The organism is Paenibacillus sp. FSL R7-0652 (assembly GCF_038595045.1).
In the GTDB taxonomy this organism is placed as follows: Bacteria; Bacillota; Bacilli; order Paenibacillales; family Paenibacillaceae; genus Paenibacillus.
This window is the reverse complement of record NZ_CP152001.1, coordinates 3,482,543-3,503,113: the sequence shown is the minus strand read 5'-3', so window position 1 is coordinate 3,503,113 and position 20,571 is coordinate 3,482,543. Positions and strand designations below refer to the sequence as shown.

Annotated in this window: 9 protein-coding genes and 1 pseudogene; 1 reads left to right on the top strand and 9 read right to left on the bottom strand. The window is 41.8% G+C overall.

What is annotated here, in order from left to right; all coding sequences use genetic code 11:
* Positions 1-21 precede the first annotated feature (21 nt).
* The 9 genes and pseudogenes from MKY97_RS15610 to MKY97_RS15570 all read right to left on the bottom strand — a co-directional run bounded on the left by MKY97_RS15610 (position 22) and on the right by MKY97_RS15570 (position 19,709).
* Complete coding sequence (locus tag MKY97_RS15610) at positions 22-531, bottom strand: GNAT family N-acetyltransferase (RefSeq protein ID WP_342551277.1); 510 nt, start codon at positions 529-531, stop codon at positions 22-24.
* Positions 532-557: 26 nt separating this feature from the next.
* Positions 558-8,705 (bottom strand): annotated as a pseudogene (locus MKY97_RS15605) (amino acid adenylation domain-containing protein).
* A gap of 816 nt (positions 8,706-9,521) precedes the next feature.
* The gene (locus MKY97_RS15600) at positions 9,522-14,024 is read right to left on the bottom strand and encodes an amino acid adenylation domain-containing protein (RefSeq protein WP_342556347.1); all 4,503 of its coding nucleotides are present in this window, start codon (positions 14,022-14,024) and stop codon (positions 9,522-9,524) included.
* Positions 14,025-14,199: 175 nt separating this feature from the next.
* Positions 14,200-14,535: a hypothetical protein gene (locus MKY97_RS15595; RefSeq protein WP_342551276.1), complete on the bottom strand. Its 336-nt coding sequence runs from the start codon at positions 14,533-14,535 to the stop codon at positions 14,200-14,202.
* A 460-nt stretch (positions 14,536-14,995) separates the two neighbouring features.
* Positions 14,996-15,265, bottom strand: a complete 270-nt coding sequence (locus tag MKY97_RS15590; protein WP_342551275.1) for a hypothetical protein — start codon at positions 15,263-15,265, stop codon at positions 14,996-14,998.
* Positions 15,266-15,528: 263 nt separating this feature from the next.
* A complete protein-coding gene (locus MKY97_RS15585; RefSeq protein ID WP_342551274.1) occupies positions 15,529-16,512 on the bottom strand; it encodes a family 43 glycosylhydrolase in 984 nt (327 codons plus the stop codon).
* Between the two features lie 28 nt (positions 16,513-16,540).
* A complete protein-coding gene (locus MKY97_RS15580) occupies positions 16,541-17,389 on the bottom strand; it encodes a carbohydrate ABC transporter permease (RefSeq protein WP_278294900.1) in 849 nt (282 codons plus the stop codon).
* 1 nt (position 17,390) lies between these two features.
* Entirely contained in the window at positions 17,391-18,287 is an 897-nt protein-coding gene (locus MKY97_RS15575) for a sugar ABC transporter permease (RefSeq protein ID WP_342551273.1), read from the bottom strand.
* An 84-nt stretch (positions 18,288-18,371) separates the two neighbouring features.
* On the bottom strand, positions 18,372-19,709 hold the full coding sequence (locus MKY97_RS15570; protein ID WP_342551272.1) for an extracellular solute-binding protein: 1,338 nt from the start codon (positions 19,707-19,709) through the stop codon (positions 18,372-18,374).
* 251 nt (positions 19,710-19,960) lie between these two features.
* On the opposite strand from MKY97_RS15570, the gene MKY97_RS15565 reads away from it, so the two are divergent.
* Positions 19,961-20,428, top strand: coding sequence for a hypothetical protein (locus tag MKY97_RS15565; RefSeq protein ID WP_342551271.1), 468 nt, complete (start codon positions 19,961-19,963; stop codon positions 20,426-20,428).
* Positions 20,429-20,571: the final 143 nt, after the last annotated feature.

Sequence of the window (20,571 nt, the reverse complement as noted above, 5' to 3'; positions counted from 1 at the left end):
TTTCAATCTCTCCTTTGTATGCTACGTCTTACCTATTGCAAAACGTTGAAAGACACACAAATCTCCGTCATATAACTCTTCAACTTCAGTATGATGTATGCTGTATTTTTCGTAGACCTTTCTCCAAAAAGAGATCGCACGTTGATTTTCGGCTAACTGAAACACAAGATACTTTCCAGGAAATTGTTCAAAGACAAGACGTACGGCCGCCTGCCCGATTCCTTTGTTTCTGAAGGGATTCAATATAAATAGTTCATTCACACAATAATTTACATCCTCTGATGTGTAAGGAGGTTCATTAAGCAGGACGAATCCAGCGATTCTGGAATCATGCATGATTAAAAAAGCGTGTAGGCGTTCGTCTTCTTCGTATAAATGAAGCCCTTCATATTCAAATAATCCTTGATCATTCGGTTCTAGTTCACGCGTGTATGCGGACAAATCATGAAGATATAGAGCAGCAAGATTGCTTAGAATTTCTCTCTGTGCAGAATCCTGCACAGAGATTAAACGTGTACCTGTAGGCACCATTTTCTCGTCCTCCACTTCTTTGCCCGTTATCGGTTTCGTCTTCGATTCAGCATTTCTTTTTTTCGTTCATTTGCATCCTTAATACGTATGGACTCCTCCTTTTTCTGTTCCATCGCGTTTATCTCAGTTTGAACCGAAGACGGTCCCGTATTTAACTGAGCGATGAAGGTGCGAATCGTTGGATATCTAAACAATGTGGCCACATTAAAATCAAGCGATAATTTCTTTCGGATTTTAGTATTCATCTCCAGGATGGACATTGAATTTCCTCCTAGATCGAAAAAGTTGTCATCCACTCCTACTTCACTGCAATCAAGCACAGTCATCCAAATGGAGGCTAGCTTTTTTTCGAGGTCCGTAGATGGCAGATTTGGACGGTTCCCTAAATAAGATGCTGGTACTTGAGGCAGCGGTAACGCTTTAATGTCAATTTTCCCGTTATGGCTAATTGGTAAGGTCTCAAGCCGCATCCATCTAGTTGGAATCATGAAATCCGGTAAGGAAGCCGCCAAAAGGAGCTGTAGTTCACGATAATCCAATTCTGTTTCGGACGTAAAATAAGCGTATAAAAGCGCGTCCCTACTTTCTTCTTTACGAACGACGACGACGACTTCTTCGATCAAAGGATGTCGGCGCAGCACGCTTTCAACCTCTCCGGTTTCAATGCGCAGCCCTCGTATTTTAACCTGTTCATCTTCGCGGCCTAAAAATTCAATGTTTCCGTCTTTTAGCCATCTGGCCATATCCCCCGTACGGTAAACCTTCTCTCCGCTATTAAATGGGTCAGGCAGGAAGCGTTCTTTCGTTAACTTGGGCTGGCCACAATACCCTAACCCTACGCCGACACCTCCGATGTAAAGCTCTCCGGCTACACCGGTTGGGACAAGCTTTCCAAGACGGTCTAAGACATAGAAATAGACATTAGGTAAAGGTTTTCCAATAGGTACAGTCGTTTCTGGGAATTGTGTACCCGGTGTCCATTCATAGTAACTTGAGTCTACCGCTGCTTCAGTCACACCATAGCTGTTCACGATTCGGAAATTGTTACCGAACCTGTCATGAAGCTGCTTGAAATCTTGGACTTTACATACGTCGGAGCCGATAATAAGCAGCTTTAGATGCGGAATGGCCATCTCTAGTTCGTATATAAATTTCATAAAGGGTACGATTAACGCTGCAGTGGATTCAAACAACGTGACCTTATGGTCAACCAATAGGCGATGCAAGCGATGAAAATCGTATTTTTCTTCTTCTGTGCTAATGACAAGTTTGCCTCCGTGTAGTAAGGTTCTTCCCATATCGCCAGTAAACACATCAAAGGATATACTTGCAAGCTGAAGAAGGCTAAAACCCGATTCGTGGAGTTGGTATTCTTCCTTCCATATGCTGCACATGTTAACGAATTGACGGTGTCCAATCATTACTCCTTTGGGCCTGCCGGTAGAACCTGAAGTATAGATGATGTACATTAGGCTGTTTCCGTCGATTCGCGGCTTTTCAAATGGTGTTGGGACGGTGGACCAATCCATTCTCTCAATAGCAATGGTACGTATTGAAGTCGGTAGATCCTGCTCGGGATGTCCATGACAGATGATCCATTTCGCATTACTATTCTCGAGCATGTACCGAATCCGCTCTGCAGGATAACTAGGGTCAATAGGAATGTACGCAGCCCCAGTCTTCAGAGCAGCCAGAATAGAAATGATACCTTCCATTGAACGTTCCAATAAAATACCGACCCTACTACCAACACGTACTCCTTTCCCATGTAATTCAGACGCGAGAATGGATACCCTTCGTTCCAGCTCGGCGTAAGAAAGCTGCTGACCTCCATAGAACAAGGCTGGCCGTTCACTATTTCGATAAACCGTTTGTTCAAACAACGTATAGAAATCCAATTCATCTATAGGAAGAAGTTGATGATTTTTATATAGGAGCTTTGCCTTTTCTACCTTAGATAAGATTTCGATTTCTCCCAGTTTCTGATCCAGATCACCAGTACATGCTTCCAATATGCGGACATAATAACCTAGATAACGTTGAATGGTTTCTGCTTCAAAAAGCTCTTTACTATATTCAAGTTCCAAAATCATTTCTTCAGAAGTATCTAGTATATTCAGTGAGAGATCGAACTTGGAGATTGGAAAAGAATACTAATAAGGCTCCAATTCCAACTCCGTCGCCACGGGTAACTGCTGCTGCTTATTTTGGTAGCTGAACATCGTATCAAATAGTGGATTACGGCTCATATCTCTAGGCAGATTTAAGCGCTCAATCAAATTCTCAAACGGAATCATTTGTTGTTCCTGTGCGGCTAGTAGAAGTTCGCTTACTTCACCTGCATATTCCCGTATCGTTTTTTCAGCAGATGGATAGGACCTTAAGGCGACGGTGTTAACGAACATGCCGATCATTTCCTGAACATCTGCTTGCTGTCGATTGGCAAATGGTGAGCCTACGATGACGTCTTCCTGGTTTGTAAGTCTATGGAGCAGCGTATAGTATGCGGTAAGCAGCAATGTATTTAAGGTAACGCCCTTATTAGCTGCGACCTGAATTAATTTTTCTCGTAGGGACGGAAGTAAGCTTGTTCTGATCGTGTCCCCGTCATATCCCTTGACTGCTGGCCTTGTCCGGTCAATTGGCAAATTCAGCAATGGTAACTCCCCATCCAAAAGCTTTAACCAGAATGATTCCGCATCTTGATAAGCGCCAGCTTCAATCTGGTGAATCTGCCATACACTATAGTCCTTATAATCAACCCTAGGTGCAGGCACCAACTGCTTTTCTTCGTAAAGAGCAAGAAAATCGCGAATGATGATGTCCGTACTGATTCCATCAGCAACAATATGATGCATATCCATCATGAATTGGCTATCATTCTGCCCGATACGAACGAGGCAAACTCTGGCGAGCGGTGCTTGTTCCAAAGTAAAAGGTTGAATGAACTGTGCCGCGACCTCAGGGAGCTCTTTGTCGGATTGAATCTCCCGATAACATACAGGAATTTCAGCAGTGGGTTGAATTTTTTGCACAGGCTTGCCGTCGAGAATCTCAAAGTAGGTGCGAAGTGAAGAGTGACGCGCGACCAGCTTTTCTAGAGCAAGCTTCATCCGGACTGGATCAAGTGATCCTCTAACTCTAACCATTAACGGCATGTTGTAGGAGACACCCTGCCCTTCTCCTTCAAGTTGATATAAAAAATACATGCGCCGCTGTGCAGGAGAAAGAGGATAGTACTCTGTTCCTTCGGTCACAGGTATCGTTAGCACTTTTGCAAGTCCCTTAGTTTCAACTAAAGCACTTAGCGCTCTCACTGTCGGCTCTATGAAAAACTCACGTAAGCTGATGTTAGTTCCTAGCCGGTCATTCATAATTAACAAAATCGAACTGGCTTGCAGAGAGTTTCCACCAATTTCGAAAAAAGATTGGCTTATAGATGGCGGTGCTGAAAGCCCCAGTACTTTCTCCCATATCGAAGCAATCTGCTGCTCTAGTTCAGTTGACGGCTTAACAAGTTGGTGAGCCTCTTCTTCTCTATACTCAATGGCATGTGTAGTGGACAGTCGCTTGCGATCCAGTTTGCCATTTGGCGTTAATGGAAATGAAGAAACGTGTATTAAACGCCCAGGCACCATGTATGGAGGAAGAAATTTGGAAAGATGTTTCCGCACCTCTCTAGGCGCACAGAAATCCCTAGCCGTGTAGTAACCGACCAATATTTCACCGTGTTCTTGGCTAGGTTCAGTTAGAACAGCAGCTTCTGCCACTCCTTCATAGGACATTATCGCTTCTTGAACTTCCTCTGTATCAATGCGGTACCCTCGAATTTTCACCTGATGATCGAGTCTGCCCATATACATGAGGTTTCCATTTTCTAGCCAGCGAACTAAATCACCGGTTTTATACATTCTTCCATCACCTGTGAATATATTAGGCACAAAACGCTCTTCTGTCAGCGCAGCATTACGATGATAGCCTCTGGATACTCCTCTGCCCCCGATATACAATTCTCCGGGAACACCCGTAGGAACTGGCTTGCCCAATGAATCCAACACATACACTTGGGTATTTGCAACGGGTTTCCCGATATCATTACGAGTCGAGAGGGTTAGTTCTTGCACCGTAGACCAGATCGTTGTTTCGGTTGGACCATACATGTTAAAGATTTTTGCCTGAGTAACCGCTTGAAGCTCAGCAAGTAAGACTAGGGACAAATGTTCACCGCCAACTAGGATCTGCTTGCTCTGGCTAAGAAGCTGTACCCCTGCTTCATGTTTGAGCAGCATCCCGAGACGGGATGGGGTGAGCTGCAGCGTATGGACAGGTGTATTTTGCACAAATTTGCCGAGCCATTCAGGATCTTGCTGCATCGCTTCGTCCGCTAACAATACGTTCATACCGTTAAACAAAGGTAAAAGCATCTCTACAAAGAAGATGTCAAACGATACCGTCGTTAGAGCCAGTACACCAGCACCTGCAGGACAATCCAGTCTCTCCCCCATTGCATGAATAAAATTGAACAGATTATCATGCGTGATAACTACGCCTTTGGGAGAACCAGTGGAACCTGACGTGTACAAAATATAAGCCATATCATCCGGATCATTGACAGATTGTGGGTTAGCAAATGAAGCAGGTTGTTTCGCCCACTCGTCCTGCAGTCGCAAAATTTCACCGTCATATTGCCATGCTGAGGTGATATGATCCTCTTTACTCAAGTCGGTCAATACCAGTTTTGCCCCACTGTTTTTGAGCATATGCTGGATACGCTCACCCGGAAAACTTGGATCAATAGGCAGATAGGCACCACCCGCCTTAAGTACTGCCATGATCGCAATTAAGAGATTCGGATTACGCCTTATGACAATTCCGACAAGTGTATTTCGATTCACACCATAACTTCTTAGTAGATGAGCCATATGATTAGACTTTTTATTTAACTCATCATAGGTCAATCTTTCTTCAGAGGTAACAAGTGCTGTGTGTTCCCCTAAGATGTTGGACCATTTTTCAAACCATTGATGAATGCCACCACTCGCATGATAAGCGGATTTGGTGTTATTCCACTTTCGAAGCAATTTGGTACGCTCAGCATCACTCATCCATGAAATCTCTTGAAGTGGTACTGAGGGATCATCTGTAATCAACCGAAGGAGTTGGATAAAATGTTCGGACAGTCTCTGAATCGTTTCTTCACGAAACAGGTTTGCTCGATACTCCCATACCAAGTCGAGCGAACGTTCGTTATGCATAACAGCGTAGAGACTAAGGTCAAACTTGGCTAAGTTTGGGGAGATCGCTTTTGCCTGTATGTGCAGCGGACCGATTTTAGGGATATCTGGCGAAATCTGAAGTGAGAACCAGGTGTCAAATAAAGGATTATGATTGATACCTCGTTCGGTCTTTGTTTCAGAAACCAGCTTCTCAAATGGGTAAGACTGATGCTCCAAGGCAGATATGAGAGTTTGATGGACCTCTTTTAAAAATTGATCAAATGTCATCTGTCCTGAAGGTTTGTTTCGCAATGCCAAGGTATTCACGAAAACACCAGCCACCTTTTTTACATCCGGATGCTCACGTCCTTCTACTGGTGTGCCGACGACGATATCATTCTGTCCACTATATTTGTGAAGCAGCACATTAAATGCAGCTAATAAAACGGTAAACAGGGTAGTTTGCTTGTTTTGAGCAAATGCAGTTATAGCGGGTACAATGTCAGGATCACAAGTCGATTTAAGAACGCTGCCCTGCCAGTCGTCTGTGTTTTTCTTTGGTGAATCCAAAGGTAAGGAGAGAATCGGAATATCTCCACCAAACTGTTCAAGCCAGTACGCCTCGTGGGTCAGCATCTCTTTGTTACCAAGCCCTCGCTTCTGCCAAGCCGCATAATCTTTGTAACCAACTGAAATTGGATCGAGCGTCTTCTCTTCGTAGAGGGAGAGCAGATCGCTAAGTAATATTTCCAGTGTGGTTCCATCCCCGATAATATGGTGCATATCAAACAGAAGATAGTAATGAAGCTCAGCGATACAAAGTAATTCAACTCTATATAGCGGCACGTTGTTTAGCTTAAAAGGTCTGACAAAAGACTTTATGAACCCGCCGAGAGACATTTCGTCAAGTGAAGTTATAGCAAAGTTTGTGTTTAACGTGAATTCATGGTCTGGAACGATCCGCATCACAGGGTGTCCTTCTCGTACCTCAAGGCAGGTGCGCAAGACCGCATGTCTAGATACAAGTTTCTTGAAAGCCGATTGCAGTTTCTCTTCCTCTAACGGTCCTTTAATCTCCAGCATTGCAGGCATATTATATAATGTGGATTCTTCACCTGCTGCCTGACTGAGAAAGTATATCCGCTCTTGTGCTGAAGAGCATTCATAGTGTTGTTTATTACCAATTTCAGGTATGTTGGTGAACGTATGATCCATACGTTCCTTTATTTCCTCACAGAGCGATGCGATAGTGGGATGTTCAAAAATAGATCGGATTGACAAAGTACATCCATAATATTGGTTTACTTCGTTGATAATCAAGGATGCAATAAGTGAGTGTCCTCCAATATAAAACAGTGAATCATCTACACCGAAATCAGCTTTTTGAGGCACATGCTTTTTCCAAATATCAAATATGACTTGTTCCATTTCATTCCGAGGCGAGATCTTTGTTGTTCGTGCAGCCAGTTTTTTTCGTTCGGATTGGAGCTTACGGTAATCAAGCTTGCCGTTAATGGTAAGTGGCATGGAATTCGTTTCATATATATGTGCTGGAACCATGTAAATAGGCAAACGTGCCTCTAAAAAACTACGTATTTCTTCATTTGTAATGACATTTCTAGCAATGATATAAGCAGCAAGCTCGGTACGTCCCATGTCATCTATTTCCGTTGTGATTGCCGCATCTATAACGGAATCATGGAGGAGCAGCTTCTCCATGATTTCACCGATTTCAATCCGATACCCACGTATTTTGACTTGCTGATCCATTCTACCCAAGTATTCGAGATCTCCGTTCTCCATTCGACGTACCAGATCTCCTGTTCGATAGAATCGAGTTGTTTCCATTAAAGGATGAAACATAAAACGTTCTTGGGTCAATTTTTCTTTCCTGTGATATCCTTGCGCAACACCCTGTCCCGCGATCCATAACTCACCTGGTACACCGGATGGCACCGGGTGGCCATCTCGATCCACAATCATTCCTTGTAAGTGAGGTAAAAGAACACCGATGTTGCTTAAAGAAGATCTGAAATCTTTTTCTTCTAATCTTTTAAATGTTGCATGGATTGTGGTCTCTGTAATTCCGTACATGTTAACCAATTGAACCGAAACATGCTGCTGAGCCCAATCTTTGATTTTACTTGGCATTAAAGCTTCGCCGCCAAAAATAATATAGCGGGGATCCCATGCTGAAATAGACTCTTCTCGAATAAGTTGATAGAAAGCCGAAGGTGTTTGATTGAGAACCGTTACGGCTTCTTCTATCAGCAAACGGGCAAAGCTAGTTGTATCCTTAGCTGTATGCTCTGCTACGATCACAAGAGTACCTCCCGTAACAAGTGCACCGAACATTTCCCACACCGAGAAGTCGAAACTAAACGAATGGAATAAAGTCCACCGATCATCTGAATTAAATTCGAACATAGGGAGTGTATGCCGCAATAGACAAGTAATTTGCTTATGCTGAATAACGGTTCCTTTTGGATTTCCCGTCGTGCCCGAGGTATAAATAATATAAGCCGGATTATTAAGAGTTTGTTTGATCGGACGAATGTCCGGTTCTCCATCATCTGCATCAACTTGCGAGTTTTCAGTTATATTTTCTACAAAGATCACGGTTTTGACTAATGGATGATTTATGTTTTCAAGATTTTGAGAGGTTAGGAGTATACTGGCGCTGGAGTCTTCTAAAATGTAATGATAACGCGCTTCGGGAAGACTAGGTTCAATTGGTAAGTAGGTGCCTCCTATGCTAAGTATGGCTAGTATACCTGCTACCATGTCGAAGGAACGTTCCAGCCGAATGGCTGCAATCGTACCTATACCGGCACCAGTCATTAGAAGTTCACGTCCAATACAATCTGCCCGTTTCTTTAGCTCCCCGTATGATAACTTGCACTCTCCATAGATAAGTGCAGTATGGTCAGGAATATCAATCGCTTTTCGAGCGAACATTTCATGGAGAAGCACATCCCCTTCATCGATTAACTCTGTGGTTAACTCCTGTTGAAGTTGTACAATTTCCTCGTCTCTCATTATTGAAATAGAGCCAATAGGTTGTTCTGGATCGGATAAAGATTTACCTAGGATCAATAAGAAATGTGTCAGTAACCGTTCAGCAGACGATTGATTGTAGCGTTCAGCATCATAGTACAAAGTCAACTGTACTAGATCCACTTCTATATCAAGTGAGAAGGTAAAAGCAGTTCCAATATCATTCATCCACAGCACGTCATGCGAAGATGCAACCATTACTGCGATGTCGAAAAAAGGGTTGTCCGTTCCTTCCCATGCCAGACTTAGTTCGTCAGCCAGCACCTCAAGCGGATACTGCAAATAAGCTTGTGCTTCGTTTAGACGCTTACGAGTAACAAGTAAAAGTTCTTTAAAGCTAAGATTAGAGGATATCTGAACAGGTATCACGCTAGCAGGCACACCGAGCAGAAAATAGTCCGCACCTACGTATTTATAGGTAAGTACGGAAGCACAAGCCAAAGCAAGTGCTTGAAGGTTTGTATCGGATCCGTTACTTATGCGAATCAACTCGCGCGCAATAGCGGCAGGTACTTCTTTTTTGACAGTATGAAGAAGAGTTGATGAGTGTTCACGATCTGACATTCGTTCTGGAATTCTATCGTAAGGTACTACTGGTTTAGGCAATTCCTCTGACACAAGTCCAATGAGCGTTTCTTTTTGACCGTGAAGGCCGGAAGCAAGTAGTACTTTTTCACTGTATAGTTGCTTGGTCACACCCATACGCTCCTTCGCTGTTTAGAATTGGAAGTCCGTTTCTTCTTTTGGTTCGAATTTTGCAGCATAGGTTTCAATGATGTGGATATCTTGGATCATCCTATCCGGCTGACTCGTCACTTGATCCAGTACATGCATATATCGTTCCACCCATTTTTTTGCACTTTCCGATTCAAATAAAGAGTGTGCATAATCAATCTTTATTTGAACAGGCATTCGATCTTCTTCCAATATTGTAACGGTTAAGTCGAATTTGCTTTGTGTATGATGAAGCGGGTTCAGGCTCATACTCATCTCAGGAAGTTCCCACGTTTTGTCCATCGGAAGAAATGTAAAAACAGTTTGAAACAGCTCCGACGATTTCCCACCAATATTTCTTATATTCTGTACTAGACGACTCAAAGGAAAGTATTGATTTTGCAGTGCTAGTAAAATCGATTTTTTCACCTCTCCAACTAAATTAGAGAATGAAGCATTCGAAGTTAACGTATGTCGAATCGGCATTGTATTAACAAACATCCCACTTATTTTTTCTAAATCTGGATGCCATCTCCCCGACAAAGGCACACCTACGGTGATGTCCTCTTGGCCCGTGTACTTGATCATCATAATAAAATGCGCAGCCAACAAGACGCTGAATGTAGATGTTTTATGTTTGTCTGCAAGTGTGATTACACCTTGGGCAAGCTTCGTTGAGAAAGAGCATTCAAGCCTGCTAACGCTGAATTCGTTAGAAGATCTTTTACCATCGGAAGGGAGTGCCCTAGGAATAGGGGCTTCGTTAATCACGGTCATCCAGTGCTTCTCTGCTTGAGCGTATGCTTCTGTTTTTTCAAATTCTTTTTCCCAAACTGCATAATCCTTATATTGTAAAGTGAATTTAGGAACATCGATTTGCTGATACAGCTTGTTAAAGTCCGACATAAGTAATTGCATGGAGAAATGATCCGCAATGCAATGATGAAGATCGCCTAGCAGTACATAATTATTCTCATCAAGGCCGAGTAATCTTGCTCTAAATAATGGTGCCTGACTTAGATCGAAGGGACGAATAAATTCATTCTTGTACTGGTTTAGCTCTGTAATGTTTATACAATTAAATTCGAGACGGAATGATACTTCTTCATGAACAATCTGTCTGATTTCAGTTCCTTCAACACGTATACTTGTGCGTAATGCCTCGTGTTTTTGAATTAATTGTCTTAACGCAGATTCGATTTTTTGAACACATGTATTGCCTTTAATCCTGATTTCGAATGGTAAATTATATGCTGTATTGTTTTCTTCCCATTTGCTGCTCAAATAAATGCCCAATTGAGCTGAAGACAACGGATAGTCTTTAGATTGTGGTGCAGGCATAAGAGAAGGAAGCGTCTCCTTACCTTGCCCACCGGTCAAAAACGCTGCTAACTGACCAAGTGTCGGATAGCGAAAAACATCCTGAACTGTCGCTGAGATCCCCAGCTCTTTTTGAATGCCAATTACCAAATACATTGCTTGCAGCGAGTGGCCGCCGAGATCTATAAAATGAACATTGGAATGAGGGGTTCCTTGCAATGAAAAAGTATCATTCCATACGTGCATGAGAACATGCTCCAATTCGCTTTGGGGCACAAAGACATCATCTGATATTTTATTTAATTCATCATTCCATGCAGGTATAGGTAACGATTTGATATCCAGCTTTCCATTATGGTTCTGAGGAAGCTGCTCCACTTGTATAAAAAAGCTAGGAACCATATAATCTGGCAGCCTGGATAATAGAAATGCTTTGATTCGTTGAGGAGAAAGTGTAACTTCTCCGACTAAGTAAGCGCATAAATACGGGATTTTTTCCTCCTCTTGCCTAACGATGACCGCGGCTGCAGCAACATCTGGAGCTAACAGTAAGTGGGATTCAACCTCTGCTAATTCAATCCGATATCCTCTAATTTTTACTTGACGATCCATACGTCCGAGGAACTCTAGGTGTCCATGTGCATCCCAGCGCCCAAGATCTCCAGTTCTGTACATTGTTTTGCCTGTTCCATCCGGATCAGAGACAAACCGATCGGCAGTCAAATGAGAACTGTTCCAATAGCCACGACCAACTCCATCTCCACTAATCCACAATTCTCCTGGAACCCCACGAGGTTTCAGACGGCCGGTATCGTCCATAATTTGAATTTTGACATTGTTGATTTCCTTGCCGATGCTAACTCCAGTAGTCTCGTTATATCGATATACAGTAGACCAGACGGTAGTCTCTGTTGGTCCGTAGAGGTTATACATTTCAGCACCGAGGCTGTTTTTTACCAAGAGGGCCAGTTGTTCGGGTAAAGCCTCTCCACCAACTAAAACATCCGTTACGCTCTGCAGGCGTTTCGTATTTGCAGGGGAACTGAGCAAAGTTTTCAGCCTCGTTGGCGTCATTTGTATAATGCTGATTTCATGTCGTTCTATCAACTTACTTAAAAGAATGGGGTCTTTTTGCTGCAGGGCATCTGCCATAACCACTTTCATACCAATAACCAGAGGAAGCAAGGTCTCGACAATAAAAATATCAAAGGAGAACGTGGATAATGACAGCATTATTTTGTCTCGAGTCCAACCAAGCTTACGGTCAAATGAGCGAATAAAGTGTACAAGATTCCGATTTTCGATCATGACACCTTTTGGTTTACCGGATGTCCCTGAGGTATACAAAATATAAGCTAGAGAATGTCCGATTTGTCTAATATTCACGTCTTCGCATTCCCGCTGCACTTGATCTAATTCTGAAAGATGAATGAATTTGCATTCCCACTCCTGTTCATTAAGCATAGCTTGCGTGTGGTGATCCACAATAACAAGCGGTGAGCGAGTATCCTCCCAGATGTCATTAATTCTTGTTAAAGGCAAGTCAGGGTCCATTGGTACGAAGGCTGCACCTGATTTTAGAATGGCAAGTACTGTGATGATTAGGTCAACCGATCTGTACAGGAATACACCAATCGGAACTTCGGGCCCGGCCTTGTTTTCAATTAGCAGCTGTGATAAGCGATTGGCACGATGATTGATGTCTTTATACGTCCACTCTTCTTCTCTGAACACAACCGCCAACTGATCAGGATTTTTTCTTACCTGCTCTTCAAACCACTGAGCATAGGTCAACTCCTGTCCAGTATCGTTTTCTACGAAAAATTTCTCTTGGCACTGAAGTGACATCGTTAAACTTTCCCGCTGTTTTAGTTCATTCTGATGTAAATTAAGCAGTTCATTAACCGTCCTCTTCTGTTTATCACCCATGTGATTTAAAAAGAATACGAAATCTTGTAGCAGCCCTGTAATAAAATCTTCGTTGTAATCACTGGTGCGGTAAGAAATCGTGATCTTAATGTTTTCAAATGTCTGGACTCCAACAGATATCGGATAATGCGCATGTTCGTGGACGGTATGAGAATCAATAGTGAAATCACTAGATGATTTTTCCTGCCCATCCATTTGAATAAGCGGATAATTTTGCACGACTAATAAAGTATCCAATCCATGATCCGGGTTATTCTCACCGATATCTTGCATTATTTGTCCGAGTGGATAGAAACTATGATTTTCACATTCTAGTAAAGATTGTTGGACCTGCTGAAGCAGATGCTGAACTGATTTACTCTCGTCCAGCTGTACGCGAAAAGGAAGCGTTCGGATAAAAAGCCCTACCATTTCAGTTATCCCTTCTATAGGGACATTTCGACCTGAAAATGTAGTGCCAAAAAGGATATCTCTCCGGCAGCTGTAGATATGCAGCACAGTTGACCAAGCAGCATAGATTAATCCAGCAATTGTCATCTCATATTTCTTAGCAGCATTACGCAGGGTTTCCGTTTGTAGTGAGGACAACTCGTGGATATGCTGCTTTGCGTCTACTGTGTTTAGAGTTCCAGTTGCGATAAAAGATTTGATCTGTGCATGTTCAAGGTTATTGAGCTTAGAAAGCCAATACCTCCTCTCCTGGTCTAGATTTAAGTTATGTACGTATTTGATATAATCTATCATCCTTGTTTTTTTATGGATAACAGCGGGTTCATCCGACTTCAATCTTTCATATATTTCGGTGAATTCCTTGAGAATAATACCTGTGCTCCACCCGTCTAGTAATATGTGATGGTTACTGATCATCATCTCAAAATGATTTTGACTTACTTGAGTAAGATATACCCTAAATGGTACTTTCTCCTGTAAGTGGAACCCCTTTTGGCGATCAGCACTCCGTATTCCTTCCAATAGCTCTTCTGTTCTCAATTGATTCTCTGATTCTAGAAGGTTAATGTGCAGTTCAAGTGGGTTTTCCTTTAAAATGATCTGAACGGGCTTTCTTAATCCTGACCAGCGAAAAAGCGAGCGTAGTGCTTCATTGGCTTCAATGACTTTGTGCCACGCTTGTTTGAATAAGTCAATATTCACCGTGCCCATAAGAGAGATGCAGATTTGTTCAAAGTATGTCATAGAATTTTTTTCGTTCATACTATGGTATAAAATTCCTTCTTGAACAGGAGACAATGCGACAATGTTTTCTATATTTTCCTTTTTAATATCGATCCACTCCTCGAATTACATAGGATGATTGAAATTATTGGATTTAATGTTTATGTTATTCAATTATATAATATTATTCCTGTCGAAAGCTCGAAAAACATGTCGATTCTTTTTTAACTTATTTTGTTATATTTACAAATTATTCATTTTATGTGCTGTCTAATGATATATTGATTCGCAAGAAGAATATTTGTAAAAAATCAGTCGAAAAACAACTGTTACTGTTACTGTTATGAAAATGGATACTTCGGTTACCGTAGTGGATTTCGTTCAACGTATCAATGACCGTGCTGCGGACCAGATGACCATACTTATGTTCTTCAGATTGAGTTGATTTCTGCAGAGTACCCTTGGATTGAAGCAGGCCCGTTTTGATATCATGCGAGATGTTCAAAATCCATTCCGCTTTCATCTGATCCAGCTTTTTCCGTTCCAGTTCACTTGCCTGAAGCTCCTCAATCAGCATGTTAACATTGTGAAACACGTCCTTATAGATGCTCTACGTTTGGAAGTGTGCCCGGCAGTTCTTATGGGAGATCTGTTTTATTCCGTCAATAGGCGCCGTAAGCAGAAGGGCTAACCTTCTGCTTAACAAATAAGCGATGCAGAGCAATGGAACCGTCTCGGATAAAAGTTAGTTCAAGTCACCTTCAAGCTTTTGCTTTGCTGTTTCGGGGAGCTCGTCCGCCTGCACTTCATGGTAAGATTTGACCGAGCTCCCTTTCACATAGATTCTGCTGAATATCATTGAAGCGAAATAAGAAAATAATTCATGAGATTATGTCGAATGTTCTTCCTTGCGATTTTAAACAGCGTCATGATGATCACCCCCGAGCGTCGCCAAAACTTCAATAATGACCGAAATGACCGAAAAATGCTTGTCTTCCCAGTTCCGTCTTGTGAAGCTCCTTAAACAGTCTGCCGTCATTGATGAAAATGACCCGTTAGTTTCCTTTTACTTGAAAATATTTAGATAACAATCTAATCGGTAATGACACAATGTTCTTGTCCTTCGCTTGGGACAAGAACTTGGTTCCTAAAAACAAAAAAGCCGCTATAGCAGCGACTTTGAATGGTACAATGTTCTTGTCCCTCGACAACAATCCAATACCAACTCCAGGGATAGCCATATATAACGCTAACCACATGATTGATAAAGCTAATGCGTTCAAAGGATTGTTTACTACCGATAGTGACAATCCAAGCAGTTCCATTACATATCTTCCTTTCCTATAAGTACACCTGTTGTTCTCTTGTATTAGACCTTTCTTCTTTTCTAATCCAAAATCTTTCCTTCAACTTTCTCCTCATGACTTATTTGTTAAACTATCCTGCCCTTATGATACGGTTTGGCGTATTATCTTTAGAGCGAAATCGAAGGCACATAGTAGAGTGCCCTCGAGGTTCTTACTGTCTCTCTTTGGCAAGTTGGATAAACGAACTCAAATCTATCAACCAACCTTGTTGGGACACTCGTTCATTGTAAAGAACGTGCAAGTGCATCAACAGAGCTGCGGAAATCGGGTCTGCCGTCAGCCGTCCACAAAAGCGCTGTCACAAATGTATGGCGATTCGGATCGTACAGCGGATCTCCTACAATGTTCTTGTACGTTCTTGCGTGAAACACAAATAGCGTCTCTTCTTCGTCCTCTGAGACCGTAAAGGAATTATGGCCGGGACCATACATTGATATGCTCTCATCGGTCGAGAGAACCGCTGTTTGCGACTTGCGCCATGAGGTGGCATCGAGCAAATCAGCATCCGCGTCGGCTTCAAGCAGCCCCATGCAATAATTGTAATCGGTGGCGCTAGCCGAGTAAGAGAGGAATACCCGATTACCCTTGCGAAGAAATGCCGCGCCTTCGTTCACTTTATAACCAATGATCTCCCAGTCATATTCCGGCAGCGAAATCATCGTTTGCGGCCCAGTCAGCGTCCATGGATTGCTCATTTTAGATATATACAGATTAGAGTTACCTTCAATATTTGGATCCTTTTGTGCCCATACGTAATAACGGCTGCCGTTATGCTCAAAGGTAGTGGCATCGAGGGCGAAGCTTTCCCATTCGGTACGAACCTGCCCTCTTTCCATCCAACTGCCTTGGAGCGGATTGGCATTTTCATTCTCCAGCACGTACATCCGGTGGTCGAACAAGCCTTCATTTGTTTCTGTCGTATGTGCTGCAGCGAAATACACGTACCATTTGTTATCAATAAAATGCAGTTCGGGTGCCCAAATATTGGCACTAAGGATACCCGTCTCGCGCTTTCTCCAGATCACTACAGGAGTAGACGTAACAAGCTCTTCAAGGTTCTGAGCTCTACGGATTTCAATCCGATCATACTCCGGAACGGATGCTGCGAAGTAATAATAACCATCAGAATGTCGGTAAATAAAAGGATCAGCTCTCTGTTCAATTAATGGTTGAATGTCGTGTAACGCTCGTTGTTGGATTTCCATCTTATCACCCGTTTCGTCTTAATTTTTACTACCCTTTAACAGCACCTGCAGTCATACCGTCTATGAAATATTTCTGGAAGGCAATAAACAGTATGAAAATTGGAACGATGGAGAAGAAGGAGCCCACGATCAATAGGTCATAGTTATTGCCATAAGGAGTTAACAACGTTTTCAAACCGATTGGAAGTGTATATTTACTCTGATCTCCGAGTACCATGAATGGCCACAACAGATTATTCCAGCTATTCATCCCATTCAAAATAGCCATTGCCGCAAAGGATGGCTTCATAATCGGCATAATTAGTCTGAAATAAATCGCATATTCGTTTGCGCCATCAACCCGCCCAGATTGAATAATCTCTTTGGGTATGCTTCTTAGATATTGCCTGAAGAAAAATATTGTCGCGGCATTAGCTATACCCGGCAGAATGATTGCTGAATAGCTATTCACCATTCCCAAATCATTAATTAGGCTGTACAAAGGAACCAGCAGTATTTCAAAAGGCACCATCATAATGAGCAAAACACATATAAAGAGGAAGTTCTTACCTTTAAAATGATATGCTGCAAAACCATATGCAACAAATGCGCTTACAAAAAGTGTTAAAACCACTTGAACAATTGTTAGAATCATACTATTCCAAAACCACACAAAATAATCATGTTCTCCAGTAAACAGAAAGATAAAGTTATCAAAACTCATGATTTCAAAATCCAAACTTAGGTTAAGACCATATCTAACTAATGATTCACCTGGTTTAAAGGAAGATAGGGCCACTGCGTAGAATGGGATCATAATTATAACGAATAGTATAATGAATAAACCAATAATTACTATTCTAGAGATGAAATCACTCCTCGTCTGACTTCTGCCCACTTTAATCCTCCTCCTTTTTGAACATTCCACTAAATTTCAACTGTGTTAAATTGATAACCATAGCAATGACTAATAGAACGATACCTACTGCAGCTGCGTAACCCAGCTTATTCTGCTCAATCCCTTGTCTATATAGGTATCCAACAATGGTTAAACCAATATTTTGGGGTGATTTGTTACCGTTAAACATCATCAGGCTCTCGGTAAACATGGCTAAACCTGCATAAACACTAATTGTGGTAACATATACCGTGGTCGGCTTCAATAATGGCATTGTGATCATTCTAAACTTCTGCCAAGCAGATGCACCGTCAATTGAGGCAGCCTCATAATATTCATTGTCAATGTTTTTCAAACCGGATAGATAGTAAAGCATATTAACGCCTGTCCATCTCCAACATGCGAGGATTAACAGTGCTGCCATACTCCAATTTCCGTCTTTCAAAAATTTAATAGGTTCTACACCAAATAGACCCAGGAAACTGTTCATTAATGAACCTTCCATTTCACCGAATGTCAGGCGGAAAATGGTACCCGCAACTGCGACAGATGTCAAGGCAGGGAGAAAGAACGAAGATTTAAAGAACTCTCTTCCCATCATTAACTTACTGTTAATCATAACGGCGAATAACATGGGAAAGGGAATTAACAGCACTAAGGTTCCTAACATGTACACAACGCTATTTTTAATAGATATCAAAAACACTTTATCTGTAAGCAATTTCGAATAATTCGCTTCACCAATCCATTTAGGATCCTGCCCCAACATCCTATCTTGAAAACTCATTACGAATGAATTTACAAGGGGGGAAAACCAGAATATCAAAAATATGATTATAAATGGCAATACAAAAACATAAGGCGCAACTTTTTGAGAGTATACAAATTTCTTTATCATATTCTCAATCTCCCTTGACTATGGTTAAACCTGCCGACCACTAAACCTGCCAACAGGTTTAATCAAATCATTTGCTTATTATATTTATTTCAATTCTTGTTCAATGGCTGCTTGTGCTTCATCCAACGCTTCCTTCACGTCTTGGCCATCTTCAAAGATCGCATTCAAAGTAACCGTATTGAATATATTGCCGATGGTTGGTGAAGCTTTAACGGACTTAATCACTCTAATTTCGTCCTTGATTTCATTCAAAGTATCAAATGCATTTGTTTTAAAGTATTGGACGTATTCATTTTCAGGGTTTTTCGTAACTGCGTCATCTGTCCATACTTCCATGTTGATTGGGTCAAATCCAAGTGTATTCCAGATTTCAGTAGTAGCTTCTTTCGAAAGCTTAGCAAAGGCTACAAATTCTTTTGCCAACTGAACGTCTTTACCATTCTTAGTAACAACTGTGCCAGTACCGCCTAAGCCAACGGAACGAGGATTACCTTCTTCAAATACAGGCAATGGAGCTATTGCATACTTCCCTTTAAGGTCTTTCATTTCGTTTACAAAGCGGGACATGTACCACTCAGGCATTAATGCACTTGCGTAGTTGCCTTTGTTATATTCGCCTTTTGCTTCTTCTGTGTCGGGTTGTCCGCCAGGGATCGTATGAATAACATTGTTCTTCTGCAGATCGACTAACATTTCAAATGCTTTAATCATTTCAGGCGAATTCACTTTTGGATTACCATTTTCATCTGTAAAATCAGCATTTTGCTGAGCTAGCAGCAGCGATGCTTGGAACGAAGCTGAAGTATCAGCAGTACCTAAGTACTTGCCAGTCTTTTCGTAAACCTGGATACCTGCTTGTTTGTAATCTTCCCACGTTTTGATTGTCTTGTAGTCAACACCTGCTTGTTCGAGAATTTCAGTGTTGTAGAAAGCAAGCGCAGCACCTACGTGATAATCAAAGCCATAAACCTGATCGGCTTTGGAGTAAATCTCGACACGTGAAGGAACAACCGCGTCTTTGTATGGTGCATATACATCATTCAAAGATTCCAGGGGAACGTTGTCACCTTCCAAAAATTTAGGGAATTTACCAAGCTCGATATCCGCGATATCAGGAGCACCTTTTCCGCTTGTAACTGCCAATAAGAGCTTGTTGTGCATATCATCGTAAGGCATAACCGTTACATTCAACTTAATCTGTTTGTCTGGGTTCTGTTGGTTCCATAACCCCAGCATTTTATCCAAATGCTTGCCGTGCAAATCTACGAATGTCCAAAATGATAATTCTGTTGCATTCTCACCGGCATTAGCGCCTAATTGCTGTGTTTCCGTTTTTGAACCAGAAGGATTACCACAAGCAGTAAAGACAATTGACATAATAAGGAGTGTAACGATGGAGATTAAAGCACTGCGTTTTTTCATTTGTTCGTCATCCTCTCTTTTTTGTTATGCATTTGAAAAGTCGGCTGACTAGTTAGTTTTGTTAATTTAAGCGGTTACAATCCATCTTGACAACACCGTCCTTAACTTAATTCTAACTTTTCAAAGAAAAGACCCCTTCGCAACAACTTCTTAGATTCCATATTGTAAGCGCTTCACATGCCGTATTAATATATATATGAAATAAGCTTTATATAACCAACTGATTATAAAATCATAAAGTTTATGCGGAGATGCTGCTCTTTGAAAAAGCTAGCGTTCTGCAAACAAATTCGAGAATGGGTCGCACGATCGGCTTCGAGCAGGCGTACACAGATCAAGGCATTTCGATTGACAAGAGTTTGTGGTGTCACATCCTTCTCGAAATTCTACGCAGCGAGCAAGCATTAGACTATGTAATTGACTTCTTGCAGGACTACAGTGGAATTTCGGCAGCCTTTTCCCTGACTGAAGAAACTGTACGCCTTACATCAGCCGCTATCAGTCGTCTGAACGATCATTCAAATATCGATTTGCTATCTTTCGATATTCCACATCTTTCAGATGCAGCTTATGTGCAGCAGGATGAACGGGAAATGGCACAAACAGCCGTAAAGCTGTTACGTGAACAAATGGAAGTATTCATTCTCCTAAGAGCCGTCATTCCCGTGCAACTCATTAACTTTTATCTCGCCACAGGATTCCATCATAATGCTATTTAGATAATTACCTAATCTGGAATGATACAATGTTCTTGTCCTTTTCGGCAAAGGGAGCAAGTTTTTGTCCTCAGCTTGGGACAAAAACTTGCTTCCTTAAAGCAAAAAAGCCGCTATATTAGCGACTTTGAATGGAACAATGTTCT